General features: G+C 54.1%; 12 protein-coding genes and 1 tRNA gene. 6 read left to right on the plus strand and 7 right to left on the minus strand.

From position 1 onward, the window contains the following. From recJ to lysS, 3 genes are all read left to right on the plus strand, one after another. Positions 1-1,734 carry a single-stranded-DNA-specific exonuclease RecJ gene (gene recJ, locus DOU50_RS15335; protein WP_024906585.1) on the plus strand — a complete coding sequence of 578 codons (1,734 nt, stop codon included), beginning with the start codon at positions 1-3 and terminating at the stop codon, positions 1,732-1,734. Between the two features lie 90 nt (positions 1,735-1,824). Then, positions 1,825-2,923, plus strand: a protein-coding gene (gene prfB, locus DOU50_RS15340) for a peptide chain release factor 2 (protein ID WP_095908218.1) whose coding sequence is annotated in 2 segments (ribosomal slippage) — positions 1,825-1,899 and positions 1,901-2,923 — 1,098 coding nt in all. Because the reading frame shifts where the segments join, the coding sequence is not laid out codon by codon here. A gap of 9 nt (positions 2,924-2,932) precedes the next feature. Continuing rightward, complete coding sequence (gene lysS / locus DOU50_RS15345; protein WP_024906586.1) at positions 2,933-4,450, plus strand: lysine--tRNA ligase; 1,518 nt, start codon at positions 2,933-2,935, stop codon at positions 4,448-4,450. 38 nt (positions 4,451-4,488) lie between these two features. Here lysS and idi read toward each other — a convergent pair whose 3' ends face one another. After that, the gene (gene idi, locus DOU50_RS15350) at positions 4,489-5,031 is read right to left on the minus strand and encodes an isopentenyl-diphosphate Delta-isomerase (protein WP_148769693.1); all 543 of its coding nucleotides are present in this window, start codon (positions 5,029-5,031) and stop codon (positions 4,489-4,491) included. A 163-nt stretch (positions 5,032-5,194) separates the two neighbouring features. On the opposite strand from idi, the gene actS reads away from it, so the two are divergent. From actS to DOU50_RS15365, 3 genes are all read left to right on the plus strand, one after another. Then, positions 5,195-5,938 carry an amidase activator ActS gene (gene actS, locus DOU50_RS15355; protein WP_148769694.1) on the plus strand — a complete coding sequence of 248 codons (744 nt, stop codon included), beginning with the start codon at positions 5,195-5,197 and terminating at the stop codon, positions 5,936-5,938. 80 nt (positions 5,939-6,018) lie between these two features. Continuing rightward, positions 6,019-6,092 (plus strand) — tRNA-Gly (locus DOU50_RS15360). Between the two features lie 596 nt (positions 6,093-6,688). Further along, a complete protein-coding gene (locus DOU50_RS15365; RefSeq protein WP_090418557.1) occupies positions 6,689-7,003 on the plus strand; it encodes a hypothetical protein in 315 nt (104 codons plus the stop codon). Here DOU50_RS15365 and DOU50_RS15370 read toward each other — a convergent pair. The 6 genes from DOU50_RS15370 to DOU50_RS15395 all read right to left on the minus strand — a co-directional run. After that, positions 7,000-7,806, minus strand: coding sequence for a DUF4225 domain-containing protein (locus tag DOU50_RS15370; protein ID WP_023306876.1), 807 nt, complete (start codon positions 7,804-7,806; stop codon positions 7,000-7,002). The genes DOU50_RS15365 and DOU50_RS15370 overlap by 4 nt on opposite strands. Before the next feature lie 183 nt (positions 7,807-7,989). Further along, positions 7,990-8,415 (minus strand): hypothetical protein, encoded by a 426-nt coding sequence (locus tag DOU50_RS15375; RefSeq protein WP_148769695.1) that lies wholly within the window; start codon positions 8,413-8,415, stop codon positions 7,990-7,992. Beyond that, on the minus strand, positions 8,393-8,737 hold the full coding sequence (locus tag DOU50_RS15380; protein ID WP_228117537.1) for a polymorphic toxin type 44 domain-containing protein: 345 nt from the start codon (positions 8,735-8,737) through the stop codon (positions 8,393-8,395). Before DOU50_RS15380 ends, DOU50_RS15375 begins: the two co-directional genes overlap by 23 nt. Before the next feature lie 65 nt (positions 8,738-8,802). After that, entirely contained in the window at positions 8,803-9,294 is a 492-nt protein-coding gene (locus DOU50_RS15385; RefSeq protein ID WP_088204235.1) for an Hcp family type VI secretion system effector, read from the minus strand. 183 nt (positions 9,295-9,477) lie between these two features. Continuing rightward, on the minus strand, positions 9,478-10,548 hold the full coding sequence (locus DOU50_RS15390) for an ABC transporter ATP-binding protein (protein ID WP_148769696.1): 1,071 nt from the start codon (positions 10,546-10,548) through the stop codon (positions 9,478-9,480). After that, a partial coding sequence (locus tag DOU50_RS15395; protein WP_148769697.1) for an ABC transporter permease subunit occupies positions 10,541-11,110 on the minus strand: 570 nt, incomplete at its 5' end. The genes DOU50_RS15395 and DOU50_RS15390, both read right to left, overlap by 8 nt.

An 11,110-nucleotide genomic window follows, 5' to 3' on the forward strand; every position in this document is an offset into this window, starting at 1 on the left:
GTGAAAGCCCCAATAAAATTGCGCCGCCGCGAGGCGGTTGAACCGGTTGATTTGCCAGACGATCTCCCGGCGCTGCTTAAGCGTCTCTACGCCAGCCGCGGCGTGCGTAGCGCTGAGGATCTTGAACGCAGCGTGAAAGGGATGCTGCCCTGGCAGCAGCTGAGCGGTATCGAAAAAGCCACTGAAATGCTCTACAACGCGCTTCGTGAGGGAACGCGGATTGTGGTGGTAGGGGATTTCGACGCCGACGGCGCAACCAGCACCGCGCTGAGCGTGCTCAGCCTGCGCGCGCTGGGCTGCGATAACGTCACGTATCTGGTGCCGAACCGTTTTGAAGACGGCTATGGCCTCAGCCCGGAAGTGGTCGATCAGGCCCACGCCCGCGGTGCACAGATGATCATGACCGTCGATAACGGGATCTCTTCCCATGCGGGCGTCGATCATGCTCACGCTTTGGGGATCCCGGTGCTGGTCACCGATCACCATCTGCCGGGCGAAACGCTGCCGGATGCGGAAGCGATTATTAATCCCAACCTGCGCGACTGCGATTTCCCGTCGAAATCCCTCGCAGGCGTGGGCGTGGCGTTTTATCTGATGCTGGCGTTACGTACCCTGTTACGCGACAAGGGCTGGTTCGACTCCCGCGGTATTGCCGTACCGAACCTGGCCGAATATCTCGATCTGGTGGCGCTGGGTACCGTCGCGGACGTGGTGCCGCTTGATACCAATAACCGCATTTTGACCTGGCAGGGCTTAAGCCGCATCCGGGCAGGCAAGTGCCGCCCGGGGATCAAGGCGCTGCTGGAGATTGCCAACCGCGATCCGCTCAAGCTGGCGGCAAGCGATTTGGGCTTTGCCCTTGGGCCGCGCCTGAACGCGGCCGGAAGACTGGACGATATGTCCGTTGGCGTCGCGCTGCTGCTGTGCGACAACATCGGTGAGGCGCGCGTGCTGGCCAATGAGCTGGACGCGCTGAACCAGACCCGCAAAGAGATTGAGCAGGGGATGCAGGCCGAAGCGCTGACCCTGTGCGAAAAACTTGAACGCAGCGGCGATACGCTGCCGGGCGGCCTGGCGATGTACCATCCTGAGTGGCATCAGGGCGTGGTCGGCATTCTGGCGTCGCGCATTAAAGAGCGTTTCCACCGTCCGGTGATCGCGTTCGCCCCCGCGGGCGACGGCACGCTCAAAGGCTCTGGCCGCTCAATCCAGGGTCTGCACATGCGTGATGCGCTAGAGCGTCTTGATACGCTGTATCCGGGCCTGATGCTCAAGTTTGGCGGCCATGCGATGGCGGCGGGCCTGTCGCTGGAAGAGGCGAAGTTCGACGAGTTTCAGCGTCTGTTTGGTGAACTGGTCACCGACTGGATCGACCCGGCCCTGCTGCAGGGGGAAGTTGTGTCCGATGGCGAGCTTTCACCGCTTGAGATGACGATGGACGTGGCGCAAATGCTCCGCGATGCTGGTCCATGGGGGCAGATGTTCCCGGAACCGTTGTTCGACGGGCGTTTCCGCCTGCTGCAACAGCGTATCGTCGGTGAACGTCATCTGAAAGTGATGGTTGAACCGGTCGGCGGCGGCCCGCTGCTGGACGGTATTGCCTTTAACGTTGACACGGCGGTATGGCCGGACAACGGCGTGCGCGAGGTCGAGCTGGCGTACAAACTGGACATCAACGAGTTTCGCGGTAACCGCACCCTTCAGATCATCATCGACAATATCTGGCCAATTTAGCGGCAGTAATCTCTATAAAAAAGGGCGTGGATTCGGTACAATCCCGCTCTTATCACCGCATTTTGACAAGTCCATAAAAGAAAACAGACCATGTTTGAAATTAATCCGGTAAAAAACCGTATTCAGGACCTCACGGAGCGCTCTGACGTTCTTAGGGGGTATCTTTGACTACGATGCCAAGAAAGAGCGTCTTGAAGAAGTAAACGCCGAGCTGGAACAGCCGGACGTCTGGAACGAACCTGAACGCGCACAGGCGCTGGGTAAAGAGCGTTCCTCTCTCGAAGCTATCGTAGATACGCTGGATCAAATGGCCCAGGGGCTGGAAGATGTTTCCGGTTTGCTGGAGCTGGCCGTCGAAGCCGACGACGAAGAAACCTTTAACGAAGCCGTAGCAGAACTCGACGTGCTGGAAGAAAAGCTGGCGCAGCTTGAATTCCGTCGCATGTTCTCCGGCGAATACGACAGCGCTGACTGCTATCTCGATATTCAGGCAGGTTCTGGCGGTACCGAAGCGCAGGACTGGGCCAGCATGCTGATGCGCATGTATCTGCGCTGGGCCGAAGCGCGCGGCTTCAAAACCGAAATTATCGAAGAGTCTGAAGGTGAAGTGGCCGGTATTAAATCCGTCACCATCAAGATCATCGGTGATTATGCCTACGGCTGGCTGCGCACTGAAACCGGCGTTCACCGCCTGGTGCGTAAGAGCCCGTTCGACTCCGGCGGCCGTCGTCATACCTCCTTCAGCTCCGCGTTCGTTTACCCGGAAGTTGATGAAGATATCGATATCGAAATCAACCCGGCGGACCTGCGTATCGACGTTTATCGCGCATCCGGCGCGGGCGGCCAGCACGTTAACCGTACGGAATCGGCGGTGCGTATTACCCACATTCCAACCGGGCTGGTCACGCAATGCCAGAACGACCGTTCCCAGCATAAGAACAAAGACCAGGCCATGAAGCAGATGAAAGCGAAGCTTTATGAGCTGGAGATGCAGAAGAAAAATGCTGAGAAACAGGCGATGGAAGACAACAAGTCCGACATCGGCTGGGGCAGCCAGATCCGTTCTTACGTCCTTGATGACTCCCGCATCAAAGACCTGCGTACCGGGGTTGAAACCCGCAACACGCAGGCGGTGCTGGACGGCAGCCTGGACCAATTTATCGAAGCAAGTTTGAAAGCAGGGTTATGAGGAACCAACATGTCTGAACAACAAGCACAGGGCGCTGACGCGGTAGTCGATCTTAACAACGAACTGAAAACCCGCCGCGAGAAGCTGGCAGCGCTGCGCGAGCAGGGCGTGCCGTTCCCGAACGATTTTCGTCGTGACCATACCTCAGACCAACTGCACGCTGACTTCGACGCGAAAGAGAACGAAGAGCTGGAAGCGCTGAACGTTGAAGTGGCCGTTGCAGGCCGCATGATGACCCGTCGTATCATGGGTAAAGCCTCCTTCGTGACCCTGCAGGACGTTGGCGGCCGTATTCAGCTGTACGTTTCCCGTGACGATCTGCCGGAAGGCATCTATAACGAGCAGTTCAAGAAGTGGGACCTGGGCGATATCCTGGGCGCAAAAGGTAAACTGTTCAAAACCAAAACTGGTGAACTGTCTATCCACTGCACCGAGCTGCGTCTGCTGACCAAAGCCCTGCGCCCGCTGCCGGACAAATTCCACGGCCTGCAGGATCAGGAAGCGCGCTACCGTCAGCGCTACCTGGATCTCATCTCTAACGATGAATCCCGCAAGACCTTCAAAATTCGCTCCCAGATCATGGCCGGTATCCGCCAGTTCATGGTCAACCGCGACTTTATGGAAGTGGAAACCCCGATGATGCAGGTGATCCCTGGCGGCGCGTCTGCGCGTCCGTTCATCACCCATCACAACGCTCTGGACCTGGACATGTACCTGCGTATCGCGCCGGAACTGTACCTGAAGCGTCTGGTGGTTGGTGGTTTTGATCGCGTGTTCGAGATCAACCGTAACTTCCGTAACGAAGGTATCTCCGTTCGTCATAACCCAGAGTTCACCATGATGGAACTCTATATGGCGTATGCGGATTACAAAGATCTGATCGAGCTGACCGAATCCCTGTTCCGTACCCTGGCGCAGGATATTCTGGGCACCACGCAGGTTCCTTACGGTGAAGAAGTCTTCGACTTCGGCAAGCCGTTCGAAAAACTGACCATGCGCGAAGCGATCAAGAAATACCGTCCTGAAACCAACATGGCGGATCTGGATAACTTCGATTCTGCGAAAGCGATCGCCGACAGCATCGGTATCAAGGTTGAGAAGAGCTGGGGTCTGGGCCGTATCGTAACCGAGATCTTCGAAGAAGTGGCCGAAGCGCACCTGATTCAGCCGACCTTCATCACCGAGTACCCGGCTGAAGTCTCTCCGCTGGCGCGTCGTAATGACCAGAACCCGGAGATCACTGACCGCTTCGAATTCTTCATTGGCGGCCGTGAGATCGGCAACGGCTTTAGCGAGCTGAACGATGCGGAAGACCAGGCTCAGCGCTTCCAGGATCAGGTTGACGCGAAAGCGGCAGGCGACGACGAAGCGATGTTCTTCGACGAAGACTACGTGACCGCGCTGGAGCACGGCCTGCCACCAACGGCGGGTCTGGGTATTGGTATCGACCGTATGGTGATGCTGTTCACCAACAGCCACACCATCCGTGACGTGATCCTGTTCCCGGCGATGCGCCCGGTGAAATAAGGCGTTAAGATGTAAAAAAAGCCCCGAAAGGGGCTTTTTTATTGCGCCGCGAAGGCTTTGAGTTTTTCGCGGGCGGTCGTCGCTTCCATGACCATCCACGGGCTAAATGCCCAGGGCGTCGCGTCCAGCGCGAGGAATAGCGCGTCCAGCTCAACCCACTGATAGTCCATCACTTCATCTTCGTTTATCGTCACGTCATTGGTGATGCGGGCGGCGAATACCGGGCAAATTTCGTTTTCCACGATCCCGGACGGGTCGGTTTCCCGATAGCGAAATTCAGGGGCGACGGCGGTGATATCGGCCAGTTCCGCGCCCACTTCAAAGCGGCAGCGGCGGATTATCGCCTGTATCATCTCTTCGCCGGACTGCGGGTGGCCGCAGACGGAGTTGGTCCAGACGCCGGGCCAGGCTTTTTTGCTTAAGGCGCGCCGGGTGATCAGACATTCGCCTTTTGCGTTAAAAAGCCAGGAAGAGAACGCCAGATGCAGCGGGGTATGTAACGTGTGCGCGGCATATTTTTCCTGAGTGCCAATCACCATTCCCTGGTCGTTTACCAAAATAACGTGTTCTTGAATACTCATTGATGCTCCAGTGCCAAAATGCCGAGTGGTTCAGCACCATCAGCCGAAGCATTATACTGCATTCTTATACGAACGGTTTGGCTCGTAGAGCGGAAAAGGGCATGACCCCTGTTCGTTTTGGCTGTTATCATAGGGCGCCATTCACGCTGACCGAGGATCTGTTTTGTTTGCAGGAAGCCTGACGAAAAATCCCATTACCGCTGTTTTTTGCCTGACGTTGACGCTATTCCTGGCGGGCTGTTCAGGGAGCAAATCTTCGGATACGGGAAGCTATTCCGGTTCGGTCTACACCGTCAAACGCGGGGACACCCTGTACCGGATTTCGCGCGCAACGGGGACCAGCGTGAAGGATCTGGCGCGGATGAATAATCTTTCTCCGCCCTACACCATCGAGGTGGGGCAGCAACTGAAGGTGAGCGGCGGAACGTCCTCGGGTAAAAAATCCTCTTCGAAAGGCAAAACCGCCAAAGTGACGCCGTCCTATCAGGTGCCGCAATCGTCATGGCCGCCGGTTGGACAGCGCTGCTGGATTTGGCCTGCCAGCGGTAAAGTGGTCGCCCCTTACTCACTCTCTGAGGGTGGTAACAAGGGGATTGATATCGCCGCTGCGCGCGGTACGCCGGTTTATGCCTCCGGGGCCGGGAAGGTGGTTTACGTGGGTAACCAGCTGCGCGGCTACGGTAACCTGATCATGATTAAGCATGGCGAAGACTACATCACGGCCTATGCGCACAACGACACGATGCTGGTCAACAACGGGCAGAACGTCAAAGCAGGGCAGAAGATTGCCACCATGGGCAGCACCGGTACGGATGCGGTGAAGCTGCATTTCCAGATCCGCTATAAGGCGACGGCCATCGATCCGCAGCGTTATCTTCCTGCGCCTGGCAGCAAACCGAAGTGCTAAGTGATTATTTAATCGCCGGTTAGTTGTGAAGAGGCTTGTATGAAGGTGCGTAAGGTCTATAATGCCTTACGCACCTCAAAGCGGGCGTAGTTCAATGGTAGAACGAGAGCTTCCCAAGCTCTATACGAGGGTTCGATTCCCTTCGCCCGCTCCAATCTCCTGATAAATAAATAAGTTATGATTTAGCAGTTAGTTACGTTGCCCCGCTTTAGCAGGTACAACTTAAACTACCCATTGTTCTACACCCACACCTGTCGCGTGATTGGTCTGTGGTACAAGGGAGCATATCGTCACGCTGGCGGTGGTTCCAGGTTCTTACCGCGACAGCAAAACAACGAACAAAAAGCCGCATACCTGGCATAACTCCCGAACAGATTGATCATACGCATTTAAGCCCGATGTGCGGCCTTGTGGCTGCGTAAACAGGTGTATAGTGGTAAACGTACCTGCACACGATATGCAGGCCCTGCCAGCGCTTCGCTCACGCTCCGAAAGGTACACGAGCACCCTGATAAGGTGTGATCCCTCTGACAATCTGATTTGGTCACTGGTGACTTTCGCAAAGCGAAACCAACCAGGTTGGCCTGATGCAGTCGCTATGCTCCGCTTGTTGCTTGTACCACTAACGGGGCTTTATGGCTTCTATTGTCTGAAATCTGATACATTGCACAAACATCATGTGGATTACTGTAAAGTTCATCACTATGATTATGTGTGCCATTGCCAGTTAAGAAATGCGGAGAGGACAATATGGATGTTACTGATGAGGCTTTGCTGGGTTCTGGCTTTACACCATCGGATTTGAAGAAGATAAAGAACAACGTTGAAAGCTATGGTGGAACGTTGGGGAATGCAATCAGGGACCTGGCCAGGCGATTTATTCTTGCCGTGTGGGTTGTATCCGGTTGCCTTGCTGTTTTCATTTTTCTTGTGATGTTCGCATCTGAGCAGAGTGTTTTCTCTGGTGCTATTGGCCTTTCTTGTGGCGCAGCGGTTGCAATTTTTATACAACCGCCTGTACTTGCTTATAAATCTTGGCGATTCTGTAGAGCGAACAAATCTTAATTAGTACTGTTATCAGTAGCCAGAAGATCAAAAATGACTTTCGCTTTGACACCATATCCAGCGATTTTCATGGTTAGCTTAGGCTTGCTCATTGTGTCAACTTTTCGGTAGTAATCACGCGGCAGCCAACGGAATAATCGCCAAGCTCCGGGTTTCCTTGCTAAGCCGAAGATACTATAGACACTCGCCCCTAGAGTCACCGTATTATAAAGAGCTAATCCACTTTTTGGGCTAAACCCCATAAATTGTGCGGTCTCCATTGCGCCATCAGCAAAAATTCCTTCCGATTTGGATTGTTCACCATAGCGAAGATGGCTTGCTTCTTTTGTTATACCGTTAATACCATCAACAAATAAAACTGCTCCTGCAAGAACTCCAACAGGGGTCATAGTGGACATCATAACCATCCCACCAAATAATGCTGCTCCAGATACCACTATATGGATTGCCGAAATCACGTATCCGACGATTTTATTGTTTTCCCTGACAAACTCGACCTTTGCATAAAGTTGGGCGGCTCTGGTTCTTAACAAGCGTTCTTGTTCTTGCAGATTATCTGTTTCGGCACGCAGATTTTTGATGCATGCAATGCATTCTTCATCGGTTTTGGCCCGTCGTGCAGTTTCAAATTCTTTCTCTACAACCTGCCTTATCTCTTCGACAAACTTGATACGTGTTATCCCATCTTGCAAATAGAATGCTGATAGCCGATTGGCAGTTTCGACGAGTTTCCGGGCTTCCAGATTTACCATGGTATCTGACCATGTTCTGTTCCAGCCCCTGTTGAGCAGCGCAATATCCATTAAAGACTCCATCCCAAAATGTGTCTGGTCATTTTAAGTGCAATAAGGTCGAAGACAACAGGAAATACTTTCACAACCCGCCCCGTGGGGGGCCGTCTCTTTATTCTCCCAGTTTACATCTTCCTGCTTAAAATATCCTGGTGTTGCCACTGCGTCACACCAGCGTGAAAGCTGGCTATGCTCTTAGAAGGGTATGGCTGTGAGGTAGACAGGTACTAAGTAGATTGAATCATGCACTCTATAAGCCGCCTGGTTGTGAAAGGTGTAGATGGTTCCCTTCACTGACAGATAGATCGCATCATTTTCGACTTTCCTCAATGCGTTTTTGTCCGTAGTGATCATGAAAGGCTCGTCATCGTCCTTCAGACTCTTAATAAATGATTTATCGTCTTTGTTAGCATCATACAAATAGAAACGGTAGGAAAAGCCTGTGGTGGCGCCTGCACTCGCTCCCGTGATGAATAGATTAGCCTGGTTGTTTACTTTCACCTTCTTGATAATCTCTTGCTCAAGTGGTGAGAAGTGCAGCATGTTGTAAACCCCAAAGGCGATAACAATCAACGGTATCAGAAGAAGATACCGTCTCTTAAAAACCTGTGCGTTTTGCATAGTCGATACCCGCTCTTATCCAATATTGGTCATTAGGATCATCGCCGTAAGGCGTTGAGCCATACCAATTACCAAAAGCCGCATCAGTTGTTCCTGCGCGACTTTGCGCCCATCCTGCGCCCCTAAGTAATACTTCGTCAGGAATCCCCGCAGCGTGACCAACAGCCCCGTAATGGAAGTTTCCAAAACTCTCGAACTGTCTATCGCGCTGTTTGTAATCCCATGGTCCATGCCCTCTTACCTGCTGATAAAACCATGCATAGGTGAGGGCTGACGGGCCACGATGAAAGCGAGCCATCATCATATTACTGACGATATTCACGCCTGGCGGGGCGAAAGAGGACACATCAAACGGCGGGTGAGGTGATGCCGCTAATGTTGGGTATCTCACGCTTGCGCTCTCTCATTCCATGCATCGGTGAACTGCACGTTACCATCGCAGTATTTCCATGTGATTTTTTCATAACGAAGTTCTACGCACTCAAGGTGGGTATGCTTCTCTTTGGTCGGATCTTTGGTGTCGTGCATCACTGGCGAAACGCCGACAACTTTTACGCCTTCAAGCAGGAAGTTGAAGTATTCCGCTTCCTGTCCTGCGTCGTTGATCTTGTACCATTTGAACTCAGCAGATTTTAGCGTCTGACCAGTGGCTACGGCTTTATAGAGGTAGGGGGATGAACTATCAAACTCTTTTTGAATTAGCACAGCTGAGTGCTTGCGGGTTCCTGTGATCTTTCCCGTCATTCCGTCCGTTGGAATGCTGAGATTATGGGAAAATCCGGTGATCTCAATGCTGCCCTCACGATCTTGAACGTCTACAGAGCCTTTAATGTCTGCGCCGCCGTCATCTTTAAGCCATAGGTAAGCTGGAATAGCCATTTTTCTTTTCCTCATGTTGTTATACAAATTCATAAGGAAATTGTACCGACAGGGAAAGTGGGTGGTAAATAAGCGTATCAAATTCAAAGCGTTATATTTTATTGAGTTTGAGTTAAGTTAAACTAAATACATTTCTAATGTAAAAAGGCCGCATCCCGCAGCCTTTTCCTCTGACACTCACCCTCACCCTTTCGGGAACACCCAAACATGCTTCTCCGGCAGCGAAAGATGGCAGTGCTGCGGATCCCGAACCTCATGCCCATACGCGCGGATCACAAAATCATCTCCCACCGTGCGGAACAGGTACTCCCAGCGGTCGCCGAGGTACATGCTGGTGAGCAGCGGCAGCTCAAGCTGATTTTCCGCTGGTCCCTCGACCACCGCCACGCGCTCGACGCGGATCACCGCCGTGGCTTCAGCACCGCTCTGCACCCCTTCACCCGCCTGGCCCCACAGCACCCAGCCTTTGCCTTCGATACGCGCTCTGCCGTCGCGCACTTCGGTGACCTTGCCGTGCAGGCGGTTGTTGCTGCCCATAAACTCGGCGGTAAACAGCGTTTTCGGCGAGCCGTACATCTCCTGCGGCGTGCCCTGTTGCTCAATTTTGCCGTTGTTGAGCAGCAGGATGCGGTCGGAAATGGACATCGCTTCGTTTTGGTCGTGCGTCACCATCAGCGCGGATAAACCGAGCTTGATAATCAGCTCGCGCAGGAACACGCGGGCCTCTTCGCGCAGCTTGGCGTCGAGGTTGGAAAGCGGTTCGTCCAGCAAAATCACCGGCGGGTTGTAGACCAGCGCCCGGCCAATCGCCACGCGCTGCTGCTGCCCACCGGAGAGCTGATGCGGGTGACGTTTGCCAAGATGGCCCAGACCAAGCTGGTCCAGCACGTCCTGCACGCGCTGCTGGATCTCTTTGGCCGGGACTTTGCGCAGCTTGAGCGGATAGGCCACGTTCTCAAACACGGTTTTGTGCGGCCACAGGGCATAGGACTGGAACACCAGCCCCAGGTTACGCTCTTCCGCCGGGATCTCGCTGCGCGGCGTGCCGTCGTAAACTTTATTGTTGCCAATGACAATTGACCCCTGCGTCGGTTTTTCCAGACCCGCAACGGCACGCAGCAGGGTGGTTTTGCCGCTGCCGGAGGGGCCTAACAGGGAGACCACTTCGCCGCGCTTCAGGTTCATGGAGACACCTTTTAAAACAGGATTGTCGCCGTAGGTTAAGTGCAGATCGTCAACCGCTAATTCAATCATGTATTTTCACTCCGAAACGAAGGGCAATGCCCAGACCTACCACGACCAGCAGGATATTAATGAAAGAGAGCGCCGCCACGATATCAATGGCACCCGCGGCCCAGAGGGAAACCAGCATCGAGCCGATGGTCTCCGTGCCGGGCGAAAGCAGATACACACCCGTTGAGTATTCGCGCTCAAAGATCAGGAACATCAGCAGCCACGAACCGATAAGACCGTAGCGGGAGAGCGGGATGGTGACGTGGCGGGTGATCTGCCCGCGCGTCGCCCCGGTGCTGCGCGCCGCTTCTTCAAGCTCCGGCCCTACCTGCAGCAGCGTGGAAGAGATGAGCCTCAGCCCGTAAGCCATCCACACCACGGTATAGGCCAGCCAGACGCTGAAAATAGTGCTGCGCAGCGAGCGTAGCCAGACGATGACGTTTTCACGCATCCAGTCGGTCCAGGCGAACCCGGAAAGCCAGCCGGATTTCAGGGAGTTATCCAGCCACATCGGCAGGAACAGGAACACCCACAGGAAGGCCAGACCCGCCAGCAGGCCAGGCACGGCGCGCGGCACCAGCAC

This window comes from Enterobacter sp. C6 (assembly GCF_008122455.1).
GTDB lineage: Bacteria > Pseudomonadota > Gammaproteobacteria > Enterobacterales > Enterobacteriaceae > Enterobacter > Enterobacter pseudoroggenkampii.